We start from the raw sequence: 21,452 nt of genomic DNA, 5'->3' as shown, positions 1-21,452 counted from the left end.
CGGCCTGCCGCTCAGCTGACACCATGCAGAAGCAAGCCATTTTCCAATCAAGGCTATTGCCCTACGCGCTGGTTGCGCCGCAGCTTGCGATCGTCCTGATCTTTTTCTACTGGCCGGCTGCGCAGGCTGTCATTCAGTCCTTCCTGCTCCAGGACGCCTTCGGTCTCTCGACCAGCTTCGTCTGGTTCGACAATTATCTCGATCTCTTCAGTGACGCCGCCTATTTCGAGGCGATCGTCCGGACCTTCTTCTTCTCGTTCGCGATCGCGGTCTCTTCGCTCTCCGTGGCCCTGCTGCTGGCGGTCATGGCGGACAAGCCGATGCGCGGCGGCTCGCTGTATCGCACGCTGCTGATCTGGCCCTACGCCGTCGCGCCGCCCGTCGTCGGCGTGCTCTGGATCTTCATGCTGCATCCCTCGCTCGGCGTGCTCTCGCGCTATCTGCGCGAAGCCGGCATCGACTGGAATCCGCTGCTCGACGGCAACCAGGCCGCGGCGCTGATCATCCTTGCCGCCGCGTGGAAGCAGATCTCCTATAATTTCCTGTTCTTTCTCGCCGGCCTGCAAGCGATTCCGAAGAGCGTGTTCGAGGCAGCCGCGATCGACGGCGCGCGTCCGATGCGGCGCTTCTGGACCGTGACTTTCCCGCTGTTGTCGCCCACGATCTTCTTCCTGCTGGTCGTCAACATCGTCTACGCCTTCTTCGACACGTTCGGCATCATCGACACCATGACCCGCGGCGGTCCGGGAACGTCGACGGTGACGCTGGTCTACAAGGTCTATTCCGACGGCCTGCTCGGCGGCAATCTCGGCAGCTCCGCGGCGCAATCGGTGATCCTGATGGTCATGGTGATCGTGCTGACCGGAATCCAGTTTCGCTTCGTCGAACGCAAGGTGACCTACTGATGGTCGAGGAAGAGGGCTTTCGGCGCTACGTCGCTCACGCCATTTTGTGGATCGGGATCGCGATCGTCGCCTTCCCGGTCTACATCGCGTTCGTCGCCTCGACCCAGGACAACGCGCTGATCGCGAACGGGCAGATGTCGCTGCTGCCGGGCGGTCATTTCTTCGAGGTCTACTATCAGACCATCTTCGTCGGCACGAGCGGCTCGACCCGCGAGCCCGTCGGCAACATGATGCTGAACTCGCTGGTGATGGCGCTGCTGATCGCGGTGGGCAAGATCGCGATCTCGATCATCTCGGCCTATGCGATCGTGTATTTCCGCTTTCCGTTCCGGATGCCGATCTTCTGGATCATCTTCATCACCCTGATGCTGCCGGTCGAGGTGCGAATCTATCCGACTTACAAGATCGTCGCCGACCTCCACATGCTCGACAGCTATGCGGGCCTGGCGCTGCCGCTGATCGCCTCAGCCACCGCGACGCTGCTGTTTCGCCAGTTCTTCATGACGGTGCCGGACGAGCTGCTGGAGGCGTCGCGCATCGACGGTGCCGGTCCCCTGCGCTTCTTCTGGGATACGCTGCTGCCGCTGTCGCGCACCAACATGGCGGCGCTGTTCGTGATCCTCTTCATCCTCGGCTGGAATCAGTATCTCTGGCCGCTGCTGATCACCACGCGCGACGACATGCAGACCATCCAGGTCGGCATCCGCAAGATGATCACCACCACCGACGCGCTGACCGAATGGCCGATCGTGATGGCCACCGCCGTGCTGGCGATGCTGCCGCCGGTGTTCGTCGTGGTCGCCATGCAGAAATTGTTCGTGCGCGGACTCGTGGAGACGGAAAAGTAAATCCCATGGCTAACGTTACCCTGCGCAACGTCCGCAAGACCTATCCTGGTGGCTTCGAGGCCATCAAGGGCGTCAACGTCGATGTCGGCGACGGACAGTTCTGCGTGCTGGTCGGTCCCTCCGGCTGCGGCAAGTCGACCCTGCTGCGCATGGTCGCAGGCCTCGAAACCGTCACCGGCGGCGAGATCGACATCGGCGGCCGAATCGTCAACCAGGTCGAGCCCGCCGATCGCGACATCGCAATGGTGTTCCAGAACTACGCGCTCTATCCGCATATGAGCGTCTTCAACAACATGGCTTACGGCCTGCGCAACCGCGGCATGAAGGAGGCCGAGGTCAAGACCCGCGTCGAGGAAGCCGCGCGCGTGCTCGAGCTGTCGCCGATGCTGGAGCGCAAGCCGCGCCAGCTCTCCGGCGGTCAGCGCCAGCGCGTCGCCATGGGCCGCGCCATCGTGCGCCAGCCGAAGGTATTTCTGTTTGACGAGCCGCTGTCGAACCTTGATGCAAAGCTGCGCATCGCCATGCGCGTCGAGATCCGCAAATTGCAGCGCCGGCTCAGCACGACGTCGATCTACGTCACCCACGATCAGCTGGAGGCGATGACGCTCGCCGACGTCCTCGTGGTGATGAACGGCGGCCAGGTCGAGCAGGTCGGCAATCCCCTGGCGATCTACGAGAAGCCGGCGACGACCTTCGTCGCCTCCTTCATCGGGGCACCGCCGATGAATCTGATGTCGATTCGCGCCGAGGAGATCAAGTCGCAGCTCGGCAGCACCGAGGCCGGCATCCTCGGCATCCGTCCGGAAGATTTTGTCATCACCGACCAGACCCCGGCCGGCGGCGTCGCGCTGCCGCTCACCGTGGAAGCGATCGAGCGCGTCGGCGCGGAAACCTTTGTCTACGGCACGCGGCAGCAGGACGAGCAGCGCGTCGCAGCCACCCCCGGCGAGCTGCCGCCCGGCGAGGTCATCGTCCGCATTCCCGGCTCCGAGGCACCGCCGATCGGTGAGAGGATCCGCGTCGCAGCAATGCGGGCGAAGCTGCATCTTTTCAGCGGCGACGGGCGGACGCGGATCGAGGCCTGACCGGTTCCAGGGGTCCGCCGATAAAAAAACGCGAAAACAACCCCATGCACAGTAGAAGGGGGTTTGTTTTCGTTGAGATAAATCGGCCCGCAAATTCGCCGTGCCGGGCTTGTCGCAGGCATCCACGGGCTCAGCGCCGCGGGCAAGATCGTGGATGGCCGGGACGCAGGCGAGCGGAAGCTAATGGCCTCCGGCATTCCAGCTACGTCCTTGAACCGACACGGGGATATGACCATATTGTTGACCAAGGGGTGCCTCTACGGGCCCTGATGCACCAAAGTCGCTTCGAGAGGACTTTGTAAACTATGTCTCGTGTTCCAACGCTTTCCAGTCCGTTCCTTTTGGGCTTCGACGAGATCGAGCGCGTGCTTGATCGCGTCGTCAAAGGCGCCGACGGCTATCCTCCCTACAATATCGAGAGGTGTGACCGGTCGGACGGCCAGCCCGAGCGTTTGCGCATCACGCTGGCGGTCGCCGGATTCACCCGCGACCAACTCGATGTAACCATTGAGGAAAACCAGCTCGTCATTCGCGGGCGGCAGCAGGACGACAAGTCCCGGCAATACATCCATCGCGGCATCGCCGCGCGCCACTTCCAGCGCACCTTCGTGCTGGCGGAGGGGATGCTGGTGCTGGGTGCGGATCTGAAAAACGGGCTGTTGTCGGTCGATCTTGCCCGGCCTGAACCGGAGAGGATCGTTAAGACAATCGCTATCAATGAGCACGAATAATGGAACGAGTAGCGGACTCGACCGCTTAGTTTCGAGAGAGGAGTCGAGACCATGAGTGAAGGTCATGTTGCGTTCGAATACGAAGCCAAGAATGTCTCTCCCGAGACGCTGGCAACCCTCGGCGAAGGCCATATCGCCTATGTGAAGCAGATCCGCTCGGAGGATGTGCCGGGCCTGTTTCCCGAAGCGCCGAAGATCGCGCCGGGCCTCAAGCTCTTCGCGCTCCACGCCGCCGACGGCACGCCGATCATGCTGACCGACAGCCGCGAAGCCGCGATCGCGAACGCCTGGAGCAACGAACTGCAAGCGGTGAGCGTGCACTGAGCACGCGCGCGTCGCACGAATAGAGTTTCAAGCGGGCATGCCTTCAAGCGAAGGCATGCCCGTTTTGCTTTGGCGGTCAAATTCGGATATGCTAAATTCTGGTTGTTTAGACTAGAGGCGATGAGCATGACCACCGCAAAGCGTCCCTCTTCCAAGAATGGCTCCAGATCGCGCCGATGGAGCCTTCAAGATGCAAAAACTCACCTGAGTCAGATTGTCAGGGAGGCGCAGCGCACAGGACCACAACGGGTTACACTGCACGGCAAAGATGCGGCGGTTATCGTTGCCGCAGAGGAATTCGATCGCCTTCAGCGACCCGTGAGCGGCCGCGATATTGTGACGGCCTTTGCGAAGTCCCCGCTAGCCGACGTGGAATTCGAGCGCCTGACGGTCAAGTCCAGCGTTCGGGATGTCGAGCTTTGAGGGGCTGGCTGCTCGATACCAACGTCGTGTCGGAACTACGTAGGCCCCAGCCCAATCCTGACGTCATGGATTTCGTCGCGAGCCAAAGTGGAGAGGAACTCTACGTTAGCGACGTAACGATCGCGGAGATTGTCTACGGCATCGAACAATTGTCCGATGCTACCAGGCGCGCCGATCTTCGATCGTGGTTGGAAAACACAGTGCGACCATTGTTTGCGAGACGGATCCTTGCCATCACCGAAGACGCGATCGTGCGGTGGAAGGCGATGATCGTTGAGGGTCGCAAGCGCGGCCACACATTCGGCCAACCGGATCTGTTCATTGCAGCCATCGCAGCCCTGCAAGATCTCGCCGTAGTCACACGGGACATCGACGAATTCATCGAAGCACGCGTGCCGGTGTTTAACCCCTGGACGCAGAAGTTCTATCGCCACGGCAACGAGACGCTGATGCGGCCGCCAGTGACGCTCGAAGCAATCTCTACCCTATAGCGGAAGGAAGTTGACTTACGCCGCAGTCGCCAACGCTTGGAGCAAGGAGCTGCAAGTGGTGAGCGTGCACTGAGCGCACGCACGTCGCACGATTAGGATCTCAAGCGGGGCATGCCTTCGCACGAAAGCGTGCCCGCTTTGCTTCCGCATACTGCGTGCTATCAGCCGGAAGGCGACGCCGGGATGCTCAAATCCGGGTCATGCTCAGTTCTAGATTTGCCTGATAATCGATATCACCATGCAAAATAGCATCACGGCTCCCCACCCAAGTGCGACCCAGTAGAAACACACGCAGGCGCCGAAAACTGTCTCGTTACTTGTACGGGTTACATAGCCGTTACGGCTCCAAACTTTTCCCTTGGTACTCGCAAGCCGCAATTGCCAAACTACGCTGGCCAACCATCCAAACATGCCGGCGAGTACGAGAAATGTAATCAAGGGCCAGCCCCCTCGCGAAGTTTACGGAGGCACGCCCCCGTCGCAGTACCTGAAAGCTCTCCCTTAGAAAGCGTCGGCAAATCTGGTCGAGCAAAGGAGCGAGCGAAGTCTCGATATATGAACGATTGGCTCTAACCTGTTAAGCCGCAGTCGCGGGCGGTAGCGCCAGCACTGAATAGATCGCCTGGGCGTCGCGCGAGGCGCGGAGCTTTTTGGCGATGTCCTGGTCGCGGAGGAGACGGGCGATGCGGGCGAGCGCCTTCAGATGGTCGGCGCCGGCGCCTTCGGGGGCGAGCAGCAGGAAGACGAGATCGACCGGCTGGCCGTCCATCGATTCGAAATCGATCGGACGATCGAGACGGGCGAACAGGCCGAAGATCTTTTCCAGCTTGGGCAGCTTGCCGTGGGGAATGGCGACGCCGTAGCCGACCGCGGTGGTGCCGAGCTTCTCACGCTGCAGCAGCACCTCGAACACGGAGCGCTCGTTCTGCCCGGTCAGCTCGGCCGCCCTGGCGGCGAGTTCCTGGAGCGCCTGCTTCTTGCTGTTGACCTTCAATGCCGGGAGAATCGCCTCGGGCGCGACCAGATCGGTAATCGGCATGGAAGGTTTCCGAGGTGAATTAAACCGTCAGGTTCCGAATTGGCCAGCTTGGTGAGAACCACGCCGGGCCGGCGTCAAGAAGGTGAAGCAGGAGGGGAACTTAGCCCGGTCCTGATGTGGGGCGCTTCTACTCCAACGCAATCCCGGTGCCAACTGCTGCGTGCGGCTTTGCCCCCGTCATTGTTAAGGCTGCGGATGGTACGGGCCCCGGTTCCGGCCCTAACCACCTGATTTGGCCCCCGGCGGGTCGATCCAGCCCACATTGCCGTCGGCCCGGCGGTAAATGATGTTCACCCGGCCGCTGGAGCCGTGCTGGAAAACCAGGCAGGGCGCACCGCTGAGGTCGAGCTCCATGACGGCCTCGCTCACCGAAAGCTGCTTCAGGGAGGTGGTGGCCTCGGCGATGATCACGGGGCTGTAGCCGGTGACCTCGTCGTCGTCCTCACCCTCGCCCGGCGCTTCCAGCACATAGCTCGTGGCATCCATGGCGGCGAGAGCGGCGGAGGCGACATGGGCCTTGCGGGCCGAGCGGTCCTTGAGCCGGCTCTTGTAGCGCTTGAGGCGCTTCTCGATCATCAGGAGCGCCAGGTCGGCGCTTGCATAGGCATCGGGCGCGTTCGAATCGGCCTCAAGCGTAATTCCCGAATCAAGATGCAGCGCGCAGTCGGTGCGGAAGCCGAAGCCGTCCTTGCTGAGCGTGATGTGCCCGGAATAGTTGCCGTCGAAATATTTACGCAGGACCTCTTCGGTCCGGTCGGAAACGCGGCCGCGCAGGGCCTCGCCAACGCTGACGCTCTTTCCCGAGATTCTGAGAGTCATGTGATACCTCGCTTGGTTTGAGTGCCTAGCTTGGATCGGCCGCGAAGGGGGGATGAGAGTAGCGCGATTTCGCGCCAGCGCAATCAGGCCGGCACGGTGCTGCGGGAGCGATCGGACATTGCGGTGGAGAGGACGTTACCAAGAGCGCTCTGCTTGTCGCGGCGGCGTTGCACCGAGGAAGGAATGCGCATGGCTTCGCGGTACTTCGCGACCGTGCGGCGGGCAATATCAATGCCCGAGCCGCGCAAGCGTTCCACGATGGTATCGTCGGACAGGATCGCGGACGGCGCCTCCGAATCGATCAGCTGCTTGATGTGGTGACGCACGGCTTCGGCCGAATGCGCCTCGCCGCCGTCAGCCGAAGCGATCGAGGCTGTGAAGAAATATTTCAGCTCGAACGTGCCGCGATTGGTCGCCATGTATTTGTTGGCGGTGACGCGCGACACCGTCGATTCATGCATCTGGATGGCGTCGGCGACGGCCTTCAGATTCAGCGGCCGCAGGTGCGCCACGCCATGGGTGAAGAAGCCGTCCTGCTGGCGCACGATCTCGGTCGCGACCTTCAGGATGGTGCGGGCGCGCTGGTCGAGCGCACGCACCAGCCAGGTCGCATTCTGGAGCGCGTCGGTGAAATAGGACTTGTCGCCGTCCTTGCCGACCTTCTTCGACAGTTGCGAATAGTAGGTCTGGTTGACCAGCACGCGCGGCAAGGTGTCGCTGTTGAGCTCAACATGCCAGCCGCCGTCGGGACCGGGGCGGACATAGACGTCAGGCACCATGGTCTGGAGCCGGGCCGAGCCGAACTTCATGCCGGGCTTGGGATTGAGCCGGCGAATCTCGCCGATCATGTCGGCGATGTCCTCATCGTCGACGCCGCAGAGCTTGCGCAAGGCTCCGACGTCGCGCTTGGCGAGGAGATCGAGATGCTCGACCAGGGCCTGCATCGCGGGATCGTAGCGGTCGAGCTCGCGGAGCTGGATCGCCAGGCATTCGCTCAAATTGCGCGCGCAGACGCCGGGCGGATCGAATTTTTGCAGCACGGCAAGAACGTTCTCGACGTCCTGCTGCGATGCGCCAAGCCGCTCGGCAGCCTGGCCGAGATCCGGCGGCAGATAGCCCGCCTCGTCGACGAGGTCGATCAGGTACTGGCCGATCATGCGCTGCGCGGCCCCGGTGAAGGCAACCGACAGCTGCTCGGCGAGGTGGTCGCGGAGCGTGGTCTCCGCGGCGACGAAGGCTTCGAGATTGTAGGCCTCGTCACCGGAGGCACCGCCGCCCCATTCGGTATAGGTGGTCGGCGCCGCATCCTGGGCGTTGCGTGCGGCAGCCTCGGCCGGCTCCTCGGAGAAGACGTTGTCGAGGCCGGTGTCCATGGTCTGCTCGATCTCGGCGCGGGTGCCGAGATCCTTGCTCATCCATTCTTCCTGGCCGGGCTCGAACGCCTCGCCCGGACCGCCGCCGGGCTCGTCATTGTGGCCGCCGTCGCTATCGTTGAACTGGCCGGTCTCGGCCGGGGCTTCGCCGGCCGGGGGCTCGTCATTGGCCCGCTCCAGCAGCGGATTGCGCTCGAGTTCCTCTTCCACGAACGTCGTGAGATCGAGATTGGACAATTGCAGCAGCTTGATCGCCTGCATCAACTGCGGCGTCATGACCAGCGACTGCGATTGCCGGAACTCTAATCTCTGCGTAAGCGCCATGAAGCAAGAACCGATCCCAAAAAGTTGGTCCGATTTTTGCTTATCCTAGTCCGAGCCCGATGTACACGTCTTGACGAAATGGAAAAACGGGCTAGAGGCGGAACTCCTCGCCAAGGTAAAGACGGCGTACGTCCGGATCGGCGACGATCTCATCCGGGCTCCCCTCGGTCAGGATTTCACCGGCATAGACGATGTAGGCGCGATCGGTGAGGCCGAGCGTCTCGCGAACATTGTGATCGGTGATCAGCACGCCGATGCCGCGGTTGGTGAGATGGCGGACGAGGTCCTGAATGTCGCCGACCGCGATCGGATCGATGCCGGCAAAAGGCTCGTCGAGCAGCATGTAGTTCGGACGCGTCGCCAGCGCACGCGCGATCTCGACGCGGCGCCGCTCACCGCCGGACAGCGCGATCGACGGCGATTTACGCAGGCGCGTGATGTTGAATTCGTCGAGCAGCGAGTCGAGCTGCTGCTCGCGCTTCTTGCGCGAGGGCTCGACCACTTCAAGCACGGCACGGATGTTCTGCTCGACGGTGAGGCCGCGGAAGATCGAGGCTTCCTGCGGCAGATAGCCGATGCCCAGTCGCGCACGCTGATACATCGGCAGCTTGGTGACGTCGTGGCCGTCGAGCTCGATCGCGCCGCGGTCGGCCTTGATCAGGCCGGTGATCATGTAGAACACGGTGGTCTTGCCGGCGCCGTTCGGACCGAGCAGGCCGACCGCTTCGCCGCGGCGCACATAGATGCTGACGCCGCGCACGACCTGACGGCTGCCAAAACTCTTTTCCACGCTATGCACAGCCAGGAAGCCCGGCCGCTTCAACAGCTGAGGCCCGCCGGAACCGTTGGGCCTGGCGGCGGCCCTGACGGGATGAACCGCCTGCGCGCGCGGCTCGGCTTGATAGGTGGCCTGGAAATCAGCCTGGAACTGGTCGGGCGCATGCATCGGCTGGTCACGCGCAATCGGCGGCGCATCCCGTACCGGGCTGGCCACGAAACCGCCGACGCTGTCACCGAGCGCGGTGATGTCCTGGCGCGCAAATCCTGGCCGGCCGCGCTTGGCGGGGCGCCGACGGAACATGCTGAAGAGATCGACCATCCCCGCCTTCTAGCCTTTCGCGACGATCCTGCGCGGAACTCGCGCGATCTGCCGCGCCGGCTTTGCGATTCGCCGACACAGCATGAGTTAAGGGATGTCCCGTGCCCAGTGAAACACCCCCGATAAGCGGCGAACCCCGCTTCGAAAGCCCTTCGCACCAGATACAGTCTCGCCGGGCAAGCTTCAACCTCGGATCAGCAGCGCTCGGCCCAAGCGATTGAAATCATTCTTCAAATTTTACTTCGGTTTACTGGCGCCCGGCAGTTGCAAAGGCCCCGCGCCGGGCTTGCCCGATCCTCCGGATCCGCAATCATTGCCGCCGCCTTGTGGCAGCAGCGCCTGCACCCGGCCGGTGTCGGATTCCACACGCGACACGCCGGTGGTCATGTCGACCGCCAGCCGGTCGCCGCGCAGCACGTTCTTGCACTGCGTCAAGACGACGCCGCCGAGCATGGTGATCTGATTGGTCCTGGTGTCGAACACGGCGGTCTCGCCTGTCACCACCTGGTCCTTCTGGGTGACGACGACATTGCCGCGCGCCTCCAGCCGCTTGATCGAGGAGCTGCCGCCCGGTCCCGGCGTCGCCGACTGCATCGGAGCGCCCTTTGTCGCCTTCGCCGCAGGCTGCGGTGTGGCCGGCTTGTCGCCGCCCGAATCGTAAAACACCACCAGCGTCTTCGAGGTCATAGTGGTGTCGCCTTGGATGACCTTCACATTGCCGGAGAAGGTCGCCTCCTTCTTCTTGTCGCGCATCTCGAGCGAGGCAGCTTCGATCTGGATCGGTTGATCGCGATTCTGCGAGAAGCCCTGCATTGCGTTGGGCACGCCTTGCATCGTGCTCTGCGCGATTGCCGCACCCGTTGCGAGCAGTGCGATGCCGAGGGCGAGCGCGGCCGCACCAGGGATGACGCGCCGCTTGTCTTTGTTGCGCGGAAAAAACCTGATCATGAAAATCACTTTGAATTGGCAGACTTGTTCTGCGGCGTGCGTGTCTTCACCGGCGGCGCAGGCTCGGGGGGCACAGGCTGAGCGGCGGCAGGATCGTCCAGCTTGTCGAGATGCATCACCACATTGCCCTCGAAGCGGATGACATCGCCGCCTTCCGTGATCCGCAGCCGATCGGCGGTCAGCGTGCCGTTGGTCAGCTTGACGTCGACATGCTCATCCGACGAGACCGTGCCCTTGCCCATATCGACAAAGGCCGAGTTCAGCCGCGCCTCGTAGCCGGTCGAGGTGCGCAGGAAGATGTCCTTGTGCAGGTCGAGCTGCTGCTGCTTGTTGTCGAACCGTCCGGTGCGGGCATCGAGGAAAAGGGTCGATTGGTCTTCCATCAGCACTTTCGCGCGCAAATCATGGAGATCGACATGGTCGGGATCGGTGATGTCCTGTGTCGCGGTCTTGGCCCAGAGCTCGTAGGGCCGCTGGTCCGGGGTGAAGCCGGACATATGCGGCGATTCCATCGTGATCTTGGTGCCTGTCACCACGAGGTTTCCGGAGTCGAGCTTCACCGGGATCTTGAAAGGATTGAGGAAGGTTGAGACGGCCACGATCACAGCCATAGCCACGGCCACCGTCGCCGGCACCGCGATGCGCAGAATCCGCACCAGGCGGCTGTGGCGAGCCGCGCCGGCGAACTTCGCCGCAAGCGCGGCGTCATAGGTGGGATTATGGGCCGAATTCACCTGGGCTCCTGAGGTGTCGCTCGCCTGGTCCGGTTGACGGGCGCCCTATTGTAGCCGGCAACGCCAAAATATGCAGCCGGCGACAGGCCATCAGGAAAGTGACCGAAACGGGGCGACCGCCCAAGCGAGCCGCCACGCGAAGCTCTAGGAATGCGCAAAGATGTCCTCTTCGGCCCAGCCCTGGAGGTCGAGCAGGGCGCGGGTCGGCAGGAAGTCGAAACAGGCTTTTGCCAGCGCGGTGCGGCCTTCCCGCGCCAGCATGGCATCGAGCCGCTCGCGCAAGCCGTGCAGATGCAGCACGTCGGAGGCGGCGTAGGCGAGCTGCGGCTCGGTCAGGCTATCGGAACCCCAATCGCTCGATTGCTGCTGCTTGGAGAGATCGACATTGAGCACCTCGCGCACGAGGTCTTTGAGGCCATGGCGGTCGGTATAGGTGCGGATCAGGCGGGAGGCGATCTTGGTGCAGTAGATCGGCCCGGTCATGACGCCAAACGTCTGGTAGAGCACCGCGACGTCGAACCGCGCAAAGTGGAAGATCTTCGTGATCGCGGGATTGGCCAGCAGGGCCTTCAAATTCGGCGCGTCGGTATGCCCCTTGGGGATCTGCACCACGTCTGCGCTGCCGTCGCCGGGCGAGAGCTGCACCACGCAGAGCCGGTCGCGGTGCGGGTTCAAGCCCATGGTCTCGGTGTCGATCGCCACCGCTCCGGTGTAGCGGGACAGATCGGGCAGGTCGCCGCGGTGCAGGCGTACGGTCATGGCGTTTCAAACCTCAATCGAATCGGTGCGCTTTGGCAGGCTAATGCCCGGGACAGACGCTGGCGAGGGCCGGCCGCGATGTATCCGCTGGCAGCCGTCGGCGCAAGCATCAGGCGCGGCTGGACATACAAAGCTGCGGCGCTGCTCGTCATTGTCGTTTGTCATTGTCTTTTGGCAGCGCCGGCAAAACCGGATCAAGGCCGGACGTAAACGGTCTCGTAGGCGCCGGTGTATTGCTCGCGCCAGCCTTGGCGCTCCACGAGAAAGTGCCGCAGCTGGTCGTGCGCCTTGACCCACAGCACGGCGTCGATCCGGTATTTGTCGAGCACCATGTCCCACGCGGCTTCGTCGACCTCCCAGCTCACCAGCTTGAAATAGTCGCGCAGCAGATCGTCCGGATAGGCCGTTGCGGCGCGGCCATCGACGAACAGGGGGACAGTTCCGTGCGTCGCGAAAATCAGGTAACCGCCGACGTTCCAATTGTTCAGCACCCGCTGACCTGCGAGATGCTTTTGCAGATAGCCGGCATCTTCGGTCGACAGCATCTGCGGAAGTGCGAGCGCCGGCGCAACGCGCAAGTAGGCCATCGGCAGGGTGCACAGACCGACGATGCCGGCAGCCAGCAACGGTCCACGCGCATCGAGACCCGTGAGACGTTCCGGCAGCAAGCGGCTGAGGTGAAGCGCCATCGGCGCGGTCGAGACGATGAAGAAGAAGGCGATGTACCTGAACTGATACAGCCCCAGAATCAGGAACAGCCAGGCCATCAATCTCGGTTCGAGCGGGATCGGCCTGGAGTTTCTGTAGCGCAGTTCGAGCGCGACGAAGGCCAGCATGTACAGGATGCCGGGAATGCTGCCGGGCATTTCCATGTTGTGATAGTAGGATAGCCATTCGCCGATATTGCCCTGGACGAAGTGCCCCATCGTCGCGGCGGCACCGGCGTAGATATTCCAGCCGAGCGGGTTGACGAATGTCGCGGCAAGACACCCGATTCCGGTGAGCGCAAGGATCCTGAGGTCGGCCCAGGCCGCTCTGAGCAAGGCGGCGCCGAAGAAAACGCCGATCACGAAGAAGCCGAGCAGAAAGCCGCCGTGCAGATTGGCCCAGAGCGCCATCAACACGGGAAGCACGAACCATCGCGTTCGTCTCAGGCACTCGCGGTAGAAGACGACGCAGAACAACATCGTGCATGTATTCGGCGAGACCGCGAGATACATGTTCGGCGAAGCTTCGTAGGCGGGATAGAGCAGGCAGGCAAAGAAGACCGAGACGCAAACCGCGATCGCCGATGCGCCGTAGCCAAGAGAGATCGCAGTCAGGGTGCCGACGATCGCCGCGCCACAGGCCACCGTCAGCACGACGAGGCCGCCAAAGCCCGCGTATTGAAACGTCGCACTGGCAAGCGCGTCCCAGAGCCAGGACAGATTGAACCATGGCTTGTCGCCGTGGGTGAACGACCAGGGGTCCTGGGGCGGGATAGCGTTGCTGTCCCGGATGAGATCTCCGGCCGCCAGATGCCAGCCCAGATCGTAGTGACCGAGCAGAAGCGGCGCGTTCAAGAGGTAGAACAGGCAAATGAACGAGATCAGGAACAGATAAATTCCCGATCTCAGGAAAAACGGGCTGATCGCGTTCGCAACCTTGTCGAATGCCGACGCGCGCCAGACCTGGTGCTGATCCACCGCTTCCCTCACGACAAAGCGAGCCCGATGGCTCTGCGTGCTCGCCGACCGCCGGTTGCGAGCCTGACCGCTGACTTAGGCCAAGTTGTCTAAAGTGGAGTAAATTCGGATGGCGCAATCGACGGGGTTTGACCGGATGAAACCGGGCGGCTCCAGACCGTCAAAACCGAATTTTCTACCGCGCGCGGGGGTTTGGTCCGCTCGGAGACGGCGGGGCGCAGAGCGCGCCAGCAGCGGGGCGGCGAAGAGACGCCGGTCCGGCGCCGATTCTGCCGTCACGTCAAAGAGCTGCTGAGAAAGATGGTGCCCAGGAAAGGACTCGAACCTTCACGGCCGTTAAGCCACTGGCACCTGAAGCCAGCGCGTCTACCAATTCCACCACCTGGGCATGCCGTTTGGGGCACGGAGGCGGTTACTACGGTTCGGTGACGCGGTTGTCAATTCATGCTTGAACCCCGCTTCCGGATGCGGATTGCGCATCGCAAACCGGCCCGATACAAGCCTGATAACACGCACTCTTCCTGCAGGAATGGACCTCCATGGCATCGAATCTGGAAACTCTCGTCACGGTTTTCGGCGGATCGGGGTTTTTGGGCCGGAATGTCATCCGCGCGCTGTGCCGGCGGGACTACCGGATCCGGGTCGCGGTGCGGCGGCCGGAGCTGGCCGGCTACCTCCAGCCCTCCGGTAAAGTCGGGCAGGTTCACACCGTGCAGGCCAACTTGCGCTATCCGGCCTCGGTCGAGGCAGCGCTGCGTGATTCGCATGTCGTGATCAATCTGGTCGGCATCCTCGCCGAAGGCGGCGCGCAGAGTTTTGACGCCGTCCAGGCCAAGGGCGCCGAGACCGTCGCCAAGGCGGCCGCGGCCGCGGGGGCACGCCTGATCCATGTCTCGGCGATCGGCGCCGACGCTGAATCGCCCTCGCGCTACGCCCAGGCCAAGGCGGCCGGCGAAGCCGCGGTCTTGGCCGCGGTGCCGTCGGCGACGATCTTCCGTCCGTCCGTGATGTTCGGCCCCGAGGACCAGTTCACCAACCGCTTCGCGGCGCTGGCCCGGATGTCGCCGGTGCTGCCGCTGATCGGCGGGAGTACCCGGATGCAGCCGGTCTATGTCGGCGACGTCGCCACCGGGATCGCGGATGCCGTCGACGGCAAGGCCAAGGCGGGCGCCACCTACGAGCTCGGCGGACCGGAAGTGCTGACCATGCGCGAGATCATCGAGGCCATTCTCGAGATCACCGATCGCAAGCGGATGCTGGTGCCGCTGCCGTTCGGGCTGGCCCGCTTCCAGGCCAATTTCCTGCAATTCGCGCCCGGCGCGATGAAGCTGACCCCGGACCAGGTCACGCTGCTCGCGCGCGACAATGTCGTGTCGGATGCGGCGAAGGCCGCCGGCCTGACGCTGGAAGGCCTTGGTATCACCGCCGACTCGCTCGAAGCGATCGCCCCGCAATATCTCTGGCGTTTCCGCGCCGCCGGGCAATTCCAGCGCAAGAGCGCGTAACCATCCGCCGTCATGGCCGCGCTTGTCCCGGCCATCCACGTCTTTCCTTGATGGTCGCCAAGAACGTGGATGCCCGGCACAAGGCCGGGCACGACGAGATTCAACGTCCAGGCTGCAGTTGTTTGAAGTTCGGGCTTACCGCCCCATGGCCAGCGCGATCAGGCCGAGCGTGCCGACGATCACGCGCCACCAGGCGAACACCACGAAACCGTGGCGGGTGACGTATTCCAGGAACGTCTTCACCACGATGATCGCGGTGACGAACGACACCACGAAGCCGATCGCGACGATGCCCATGTGGTCCATCGTCATCTCGGAGCGGTTCTTATAGAAATCATAGGCGAACGCGCCGATCATGGTGGGGATGGCGAGGAAGAACGAAAACTCCGCCGCGGCACGCTTGTCGGCCCCCAAAAACATTGCGGCGACGATGCTGGCGCCGGAGCGCGACACGCCCGGGATCATCGCGATGCACTGCGCGATGCCGATATAGAGATACATCAGCAGCGGAAACCGGGTGGCGTCATGCTCGCGCGCCTTGAGATCGAGCTTGTCGACCCAGAGCAGGATGGCGCCGCCGACGATCAGCGAGAAGCACACCACCCACGGATTGAACAGCATGCTCTTGATGTATTTGCCGGCGACGAGACCGACGACGACAGCGGGCAGGAACGCCACCAGCACGCCGATCACGAAGCGGCGCGCATAGGCGTCGCCCGTGAACATGCCGATCGCGACGTCCCACAATTTCTTGAAGTACAGCACGACGATCGCGAGGATCGCGCCGAGCTGGATCAGAACCGTAAACGAATCCCAGAACGCGCCCTCGCCGAGATGGAAGAAGCGCTCCGCAAGCAGCAGGTGACCGGTCGAGGACACGGGAAGGAACTCGGTCACACCCTCGATGATGCCGAGGATCACTGCCCGTATTGCGTCTGACATATTTACGGTCCATTTCCGCAGGAAAAGCGGGGCTCTTCTCGCCCATCCGCCCCATTGCTGCAATCGCAAAATGCGGCGTCACGCCCTTGCTTCGCGGTTTTGAATGACTAGTGTGGCGCTGCACAAACATTGATGGATTCTTAAGCACCATCAAATAGTCAAAGGCTTCATGTTCACGCTGTTTCATCATCCGTTCTGTCCGCATTCGCGGTTCATCCGCCTGATCGCGGGGGAATACGGGCTTGAGCTGAAGCTGGTTGAAGAGCGCAGCTGGGAGCGGCGCGAGGCATTTCTGCTGCTCAATGCGGCGGGCACGACGCCCGTCCTGGTGGACGACGAGCAGCCGCCCATCCCGGGCGCGGCGATCGTCGCAGAATATGTCGACGAGGCCTATGGCGCCGAGATGGGACCCAAGCGCCTGATGCCGGACACGATCGGCGAGCGCGTCGAGGTGCGCCGGCTGATGGCCTGGTTCAACGAAAAATTCTTCGAGGAGGTCTCCCACCCGCTCGTCACCGAGCGGATCTACAAGCGCTTCATGAGCGAGGACAATGGCGGCGGCCCGCCTTCGGCCGACGTGATGCGCGCCGCGAAGGCAAATGTGCGCTATCATCTGGCCTATATCGGCTGGCTGGCGCAGACGCGTAATTTCCTCGCCGGCGACCGGCTCAGTTACGCGGATCTCGCCGCCGCGGCGCACCTCTCGGCGATCGACTATCTGGGCGACGTGCCATGGAGCGAGGACGACGCAGCAAAGGCGTGGTACGCGCGGGTGAAATCCCGCCCGTCGTTCCGTCCGCTGCTGAGCGAATGGCTGGCGGGCGTGCCGGCGTCGCGGACCTACGTGGACCTCGACTTCTGAACTCCGATCCGACCGAACTGAAGACGGCGCTTGCAAACGAGGCACGCGCGCTCGGCTTCGACTGCATCGGCATCACAGAGCCCGGCACGATCGACAGCGCCGGAAAACATTTCCTCGAATTCATCGCATCGGGCGGTCATGGCGACATGGACTGGCTCGCCGCACAGCCGGAGCGCCGGGTCGATCCGCGCGGGCTGTGGCAGGACGTGCGCAGCGTCATCATGCTCGGCGTCAATTACGGCCCTGACCAGAATCCGCTCGCGATCCTCGAACAACGCACGCGCGCGGCGATCTCGGTCTATGCGCAGGGCGACGACTATCACGACCTCATCAAGAAACGCCTGAAGGCGCTGGCGCGATGGCTGGTTGCGACCGCACCGTCCAACGTGAAAGTGTTCGTCGACACTGCCGCGGTGATGGAGAAGCCGCTGGCGCAAGCCGCGCATCTCGGCTGGCAGGGCAAGCACACCAATCTGGTCTCGCGCGAATTCGGCTCGTGGCTGTTTCTCGGCGCGATCTACACCACGCTGGAGCTGCCGCGCGACGACGCCGAGATCGATCATTGCGGCTCGTGCCAGGCGTGTCTCGACATCTGCCCGACCGCGGCCTTCCCCGCGCCCTACAAGCTCGATGCGCGGCGCTGCATCTCGTACCTCACCATCGAGAACAAGGGGCCGATCCCGCGCGAATTTCGCAAGGCGATCGGCAACCGCATCTATGGCTGCGACGATTGCCTCGCGGCGTGCCCCTGGAACAAGTTCGCGCAGGAGGGTCGCGAGGCCAAGCTCGCGGCGCGTGACGAATTGCGCGCGCCAGGTCTCGCCGAACTCGCCCGGCTCGACGACGCTTCGTTTCGCGCGCTGTTCACGAAGTCGCCGGTCAAGCGCATCGGCCGCGATCGTTTTTTGCGGAACGTGCTGATCGCGATCGGCAACTCCGGCGATGCGGCACTGGCGGACGAGGCGCGGCGATTGCTGGATGATGCGAGCCCGCTGGTGCGGGGGGCTGCGGTGTGGGCGCTGAGGCAGTTGTTGTCAGATGCAGGGTTCGCTGCAATGAGAGCAGCTGCAATCGCGAGCGAGCGTGATGACAGCGTGCGCGAGGAGTGGCGGGCCGCTTCCTGATCCTCATCCTGATGAGCGCGCTCTTCGCGCGTCTCGAAGGATAGAGGCCGAGCTGAAAGAGCCGGGCCTTCATGGTTCGAGACGGCGCTTCGCGCCTCCTCACCATGAGGATTGGGGACCTTGATTTCCCCACGCGTTCCTTCACTCTCGCGCGCCATGACAAACATGCCTTTCTTCACTTGCGACGGCGACACATTCCATCCGACGGAAGTCGCCAACGGTCCGTGGGATCCGAAATCGCTGCACGGACGCGTCATCATCGGCCTGCTCGGCTTCGCCATCGAGGAGCGGCATTCCGGCCCTGAATTCGTGCCGGCGCGGCTGACCGTCGACATGTTTCGGCTGCCGACCATCGACAAGCCGATCGAGGTGACGACGCGTCTCGTGCGCGACGGAATGCGCATCCGCGTCGTGGAAGCGGAATTCTTGTCCGGCGGTGTCGGCATGGCGCGCGCTTCGTGTCAGCTGTTGCGGCGAACGCAGAATCCGGAAGGCAATGTCTGGTCGCCGCCGAACTGGGACGTGCCGAAGCCCGCTGACATTCCCAAGCCCACCGATCCCAGGCTCGGCATGAACGGCAAATGGGCGACGCGGCCGATCGTCGGCCATATGGGCTCGCTCGGGCCACGAAAACTCTGGATGAGCGAGGTGCGCGAACTGGTGGCGGGCGTGCCGATGACGCCGTTCGTCCACGTCGCCACCGGCGCCGATTTCGCCAGCCCGTTCGCGAACGCCGGCGACAAGGGGCTCCGCTACATCAACAGCGACGTCACGATCTATCTGCACCGCTTGCCGGTGACGAACTGGGTCGGCTTCGACGTGGTCAACCACCAGGCCACCGACGGCGTGGCAATCGGTGAATGCTGGCTCTACGATGAAGCGGGCCCGATCGGCACCGCCACGGTCGCAGCGCTGGCGCAGCGCAAGCCGATTGCGAAGCCACCGCCGCCGTAACCGTCAGGACAAATGCCGCTTCATCTCCGGCCGCGCCTTGAGCTCAGCGCCCTGCCTGGCGACGATCTTGGCGATGCGCTCGGGCGCAAACTTCAGATCGACAAACGCCGGCGCGGTGTTGGCGACCTCGTGATAGCTGACGATCTTGCCGTCGCGTAGCGTCATGATCGCGACGCCTTCGAACATCGCCCGCGCGCCATTCGCCTCGGGCAGGGTCGAGGGGTAGCTGAATGTGTAGCGCGCATAGAGCGTGGTGCCGTCGGACACGGGATCGTGCATGTCCCAGCGAAAATCGGTGGCCGCGCGATAAAACCAGTCGTCGATCATCGCGGCGATGTTCTCGCGGCCGTCGAAGGCGCCGTAGAACACGTCGTGATAGACGCCGTCCTTGGTGAAGAGATCCGCGAGCGCTTTTCCGTTGCGTTGTTCGACGGCGTCGCAGAACGCGCGCAGCATGGCGGTGGTGGTCATCGGCGATTCTCCCCTCCCATTCTCAGTCATGCCCCGGCTTGACCGGGGCATCCAGTACGCCGCGGCTTCTCGGCTTGAGCACGAGCGCCTCTGGAATACTGGATCGCCCGATCAAGTCGGGCGATGACACCGAGTGCTAGGTGGCGATTTCACCCGATCTCGGCCACGGCGGCAAGAATGCGGGCGATGTCCTGCGGGCGCGAGAGGCGGTGATCGCCGTCCTGGATCATGGTCAGCACGACGTCGTCGGCCGGCAGGCGATGTGTCAGCGCGAACGCGTGCTGCCAGGGTACATCAGGATCCTGCGCGCCTTGCAGGATGCGGACGGGACAGCCGAGATCGATGGCGCTGCCGAGCACGAGGTGGTTGCGCCCCTCCTCGATCAGATTCCGCGTGATCGGATAGGGCGAGCCGTCGCCATAGTCCGACGGCCGCAGCCAGACACCCTTGGTCTCGATTTCTTTCTTCACCGCGGCCGGAAAGTTCTTCCACATCAGCTCCTCGGTGAAGTCGGGCGCCGGCGCGATCAGCACCAGGCCCGCCAGCGACGCCTTGGCTTGCTGTTTCTCTTGACGCTTCTTGATTTCGCGCGCGAGCAGCAGCGCCATCCAGCCGCCCATGGACGAGCCGATCAGGACTTGCGGGCCGTCGCAGAACCGTTCGAACACCGCCACGCTATCCTCGAGCCAGCTCCCGATGGTTCCATCGGCGAAGTCGCCGCCGGATTCGCCGTGGCCGGAATAGTCGAACCGGACCACGGCACGGCCGCGATCCCTGGCCCATCCGTCCAGCGCCACGGCCTTGCTGCCCTGCATGTCCGACTTGAACCCGCCGAGCCAAACCAGTCCCGGTCCTTGTTCAGGTCCTTGCTCAGGTCCTTGCCCGCGCCGGCTGCGCACCGCGATCCGGCGTGCGGACGGGCCCTCGCCCACATCGATGAAGTCGAGCATGGCATCGGGAATTGAGTGATTCATGGAACGTTTACTCTGACTGCGCGGTTTGAGTTGTCCGGACCTGTTCCGCAGCGCAGCCGGACATCGGCATTGGCCCTTTGGGACGCTTGCGGAACAGAAGCAAGGTGTCTATGTCGGTCTTCGTGCCCCGGCGTGGCCAAAATGCCTCGCAGTTGAGGCTTTTTCGACCGCCGCACGAGCGAATTGCTTGCCGGCAACCGTATCTTCCTGCAAAATAGCCGCCTCTTTTCATAACTTTGGAGAACCACCCATTCGCCGTCCCAATAAAGCCCCACCCACTGCCGCCAAAGACGGGCCGCGCATCAATGACGATATTCGCAATGCGCAGATCCAGCTGATCGATCAGACCGGTGACAACAAGGGCACCATCGAGACCGTCGCGGCTATCCGCCTGGCCCAGGAGGCCGGCATGGATCTGGTCGAGATCTCGCCGAACGTCAGCCCTCCCGTCTGCAAGATCATGGACTACGGGAAGTATAAGTATTCCGCGCAGAAAAAAGCTGCCGAAGCCCGCAAGCGGCAGAAGATCGTCGAGATCAAGGAGATCAAGCTCCGCCCGATGATCGACGACCACGATTACGAAGTTAAGATGCGCGCGATGCAGCGGTTCTTCGAAGAGGGCGATAAGGTCAAGATCACTCTGCGCTATCGCGGCCGCGAAATGGCGCACCAGGAGATCGGCACCAAGCTGCTCGACAAGATCAAGACCGACGTCGCCGAGCTCGCCAAGGTGGAGCAGGACGCGCGGTTCGAGGGCCGTCAGGTCGTCATGGTGCTGGCGCCGCGCTGACGCTGACACCGATACTTTGAATTAGCGAATTCAACGGCCCGTCCGGATTTCCGGCGGGCCGTTTTGTTTTCTTGCCTCTCCCACTTGCGGGCTATCCGATTCACACATCGGCCATTCGCAGTGAGGCGCCAAATTTGATGCGCTGGAGGGCTTCGAGCCCCAAGCGCATGGTTTTTGGTCCCGGCTTGCCATAGTAGCCGTCCCATCCGCCTAAGCGGGCAATGACCCAGGCAGCGAAGGCGA

The 21,452-nt window shown here is 63.0% G+C and carries 23 protein-coding genes and 1 tRNA gene; 12 read left to right on the top strand and 12 right to left on the bottom strand.

Annotated features, from left to right (window positions below):
* Positions 1-23 precede the first annotated feature (23 nt).
* The 7 genes from ugpA (at position 24) to ABIB06_RS17385 (ending at position 4,807) form a co-directional block, all read left to right on the top strand.
* Positions 24-905, top strand: a complete 882-nt coding sequence (gene ugpA / locus ABIB06_RS17415) for a sn-glycerol-3-phosphate ABC transporter permease UgpA (protein ID WP_354048888.1) — start codon at positions 24-26, stop codon at positions 903-905.
* A complete protein-coding gene (ugpE, locus tag ABIB06_RS17410) occupies positions 905-1,753 on the top strand; it encodes a sn-glycerol-3-phosphate ABC transporter permease UgpE (RefSeq protein WP_354048887.1) in 849 nt (282 codons plus the stop codon). The genes ugpA and ugpE overlap by 1 nt, the downstream gene beginning before the upstream one ends.
* A gap of 5 nt (positions 1,754-1,758) precedes the next feature.
* Positions 1,759-2,838: a sn-glycerol-3-phosphate import ATP-binding protein UgpC gene (locus ABIB06_RS17405; RefSeq protein ID WP_354048885.1), complete on the top strand. Its 1,080-nt coding sequence runs from the start codon at positions 1,759-1,761 to the stop codon at positions 2,836-2,838.
* Positions 2,839-3,143: 305 nt separating this feature from the next.
* Complete coding sequence (locus ABIB06_RS17400) at positions 3,144-3,569, top strand: Hsp20 family protein (RefSeq protein ID WP_018645065.1); 426 nt, start codon at positions 3,144-3,146, stop codon at positions 3,567-3,569.
* A gap of 51 nt (positions 3,570-3,620) precedes the next feature.
* A complete protein-coding gene (locus tag ABIB06_RS17395; RefSeq protein WP_007598581.1) occupies positions 3,621-3,893 on the top strand; it encodes a BQ00720 family protein in 273 nt (90 codons plus the stop codon).
* Positions 3,894-4,019: 126 nt separating this feature from the next.
* The gene (locus ABIB06_RS17390; protein ID WP_354048882.1) at positions 4,020-4,316 is read left to right on the top strand and encodes a type II toxin-antitoxin system Phd/YefM family antitoxin; all 297 of its coding nucleotides are present in this window, start codon (positions 4,020-4,022) and stop codon (positions 4,314-4,316) included.
* Positions 4,313-4,807, top strand: coding sequence for a type II toxin-antitoxin system VapC family toxin (locus ABIB06_RS17385; RefSeq protein WP_354048880.1), 495 nt, complete (start codon positions 4,313-4,315; stop codon positions 4,805-4,807). Before ABIB06_RS17390 ends, ABIB06_RS17385 begins: the two co-directional genes overlap by 4 nt.
* Positions 4,808-5,384: 577 nt before the next feature.
* On the opposite strand, the gene ptsN is transcribed toward ABIB06_RS17385, so the two are convergent.
* The 9 genes from ptsN to ABIB06_RS17340 form a co-directional block, all read right to left on the bottom strand.
* Complete coding sequence (gene ptsN, locus ABIB06_RS17380; RefSeq protein WP_007598573.1) at positions 5,385-5,846, bottom strand: PTS IIA-like nitrogen regulatory protein PtsN; 462 nt, start codon at positions 5,844-5,846, stop codon at positions 5,385-5,387.
* Between the two features lie 219 nt (positions 5,847-6,065).
* Positions 6,066-6,665 (bottom strand): ribosome hibernation-promoting factor, HPF/YfiA family, encoded by a 600-nt coding sequence (gene hpf, locus ABIB06_RS17375; RefSeq protein ID WP_247443132.1) that lies wholly within the window; start codon positions 6,663-6,665, stop codon positions 6,066-6,068.
* 83 nt (positions 6,666-6,748) lie between these two features.
* On the bottom strand, positions 6,749-8,362 hold the full coding sequence (gene rpoN, locus ABIB06_RS17370) for an RNA polymerase factor sigma-54 (RefSeq protein WP_354069153.1): 1,614 nt from the start codon (positions 8,360-8,362) through the stop codon (positions 6,749-6,751).
* A gap of 91 nt (positions 8,363-8,453) precedes the next feature.
* Positions 8,454-9,461: an LPS export ABC transporter ATP-binding protein gene (gene lptB / locus ABIB06_RS17365; protein ID WP_354048875.1), complete on the bottom strand. Its 1,008-nt coding sequence runs from the start codon at positions 9,459-9,461 to the stop codon at positions 8,454-8,456.
* A 237-nt stretch (positions 9,462-9,698) separates the two neighbouring features.
* The gene (locus tag ABIB06_RS17360) at positions 9,699-10,409 is read right to left on the bottom strand and encodes an LptA/OstA family protein (RefSeq protein ID WP_354048873.1); all 711 of its coding nucleotides are present in this window, start codon (positions 10,407-10,409) and stop codon (positions 9,699-9,701) included.
* Positions 10,410-10,414: 5 nt separating this feature from the next.
* Positions 10,415-11,143 (bottom strand): LPS export ABC transporter periplasmic protein LptC, encoded by a 729-nt coding sequence (gene lptC / locus ABIB06_RS17355; protein ID WP_354048871.1) that lies wholly within the window; start codon positions 11,141-11,143, stop codon positions 10,415-10,417.
* Between the two features lie 144 nt (positions 11,144-11,287).
* A complete protein-coding gene (locus tag ABIB06_RS17350) occupies positions 11,288-11,902 on the bottom strand; it encodes a ribonuclease D (RefSeq protein ID WP_247352748.1) in 615 nt (204 codons plus the stop codon).
* Positions 11,903-12,096: 194 nt separating this feature from the next.
* Positions 12,097-13,587, bottom strand: coding sequence for a hypothetical protein (locus ABIB06_RS17345; RefSeq protein WP_354048869.1), 1,491 nt, complete (start codon positions 13,585-13,587; stop codon positions 12,097-12,099).
* A 301-nt stretch (positions 13,588-13,888) separates the two neighbouring features.
* Positions 13,889-13,975 (bottom strand) — tRNA-Leu (locus ABIB06_RS17340).
* A 151-nt stretch (positions 13,976-14,126) separates the two neighbouring features.
* Here ABIB06_RS17340 and ABIB06_RS17335 point away from each other — a divergent pair.
* Positions 14,127-15,092 carry a complex I NDUFA9 subunit family protein gene (locus ABIB06_RS17335; protein ID WP_354048867.1) on the top strand — a complete coding sequence of 322 codons (966 nt, stop codon included), beginning with the start codon at positions 14,127-14,129 and terminating at the stop codon, positions 15,090-15,092.
* Between the two features lie 135 nt (positions 15,093-15,227).
* Here the strand turns inward: ABIB06_RS17335 and ABIB06_RS17330 are convergent, their stop codons facing one another.
* Positions 15,228-16,034 (bottom strand): undecaprenyl-diphosphate phosphatase, encoded by an 807-nt coding sequence (locus ABIB06_RS17330; protein ID WP_247352703.1) that lies wholly within the window; start codon positions 16,032-16,034, stop codon positions 15,228-15,230.
* A gap of 169 nt (positions 16,035-16,203) precedes the next feature.
* On the opposite strand from ABIB06_RS17330, the gene ABIB06_RS17325 reads away from it, so the two are divergent.
* From ABIB06_RS17325 to ABIB06_RS17315, 3 genes are all read left to right on the top strand, one after another.
* Positions 16,204-16,896, top strand: a complete 693-nt coding sequence (locus tag ABIB06_RS17325) for a glutathione S-transferase family protein (RefSeq protein WP_354048866.1) — start codon at positions 16,204-16,206, stop codon at positions 16,894-16,896.
* On the top strand, positions 16,845-18,020 hold the full coding sequence (gene queG / locus ABIB06_RS17320) for a tRNA epoxyqueuosine(34) reductase QueG (RefSeq protein WP_354048864.1): 1,176 nt from the start codon (positions 16,845-16,847) through the stop codon (positions 18,018-18,020). Before ABIB06_RS17325 ends, queG begins: the two co-directional genes overlap by 52 nt.
* 156 nt (positions 18,021-18,176) lie before the next feature.
* Positions 18,177-18,974, top strand: a complete 798-nt coding sequence (locus tag ABIB06_RS17315) for an acyl-CoA thioesterase domain-containing protein (RefSeq protein WP_354048862.1) — start codon at positions 18,177-18,179, stop codon at positions 18,972-18,974.
* Between the two features lie 3 nt (positions 18,975-18,977).
* On the opposite strand, the gene ABIB06_RS17310 is transcribed toward ABIB06_RS17315, so the two are convergent.
* The gene (locus ABIB06_RS17310) at positions 18,978-19,445 is read right to left on the bottom strand and encodes a nuclear transport factor 2 family protein (RefSeq protein ID WP_354048861.1); all 468 of its coding nucleotides are present in this window, start codon (positions 19,443-19,445) and stop codon (positions 18,978-18,980) included.
* Between the two features lie 149 nt (positions 19,446-19,594).
* Positions 19,595-20,419 (bottom strand): alpha/beta hydrolase, encoded by an 825-nt coding sequence (locus tag ABIB06_RS17305; protein ID WP_354048860.1) that lies wholly within the window; start codon positions 20,417-20,419, stop codon positions 19,595-19,597.
* 250 nt (positions 20,420-20,669) lie between these two features.
* Between ABIB06_RS17305 and infC the strand changes: the two genes are divergently transcribed.
* Positions 20,670-21,209, top strand: coding sequence for a translation initiation factor IF-3 (gene infC, locus ABIB06_RS17300; RefSeq protein WP_085349942.1), 540 nt, complete (start codon positions 20,670-20,672; stop codon positions 21,207-21,209).
* Positions 21,210-21,452 lie beyond the last annotated feature (243 nt).

It is taken from the genome of Bradyrhizobium sp. LB8.2 (genome assembly GCF_040548035.1).
Lineage (GTDB): Bacteria > Pseudomonadota > Alphaproteobacteria > Rhizobiales > Xanthobacteraceae > Bradyrhizobium.
This window is presented reverse-complemented; position numbering and strand designations above follow the sequence as displayed.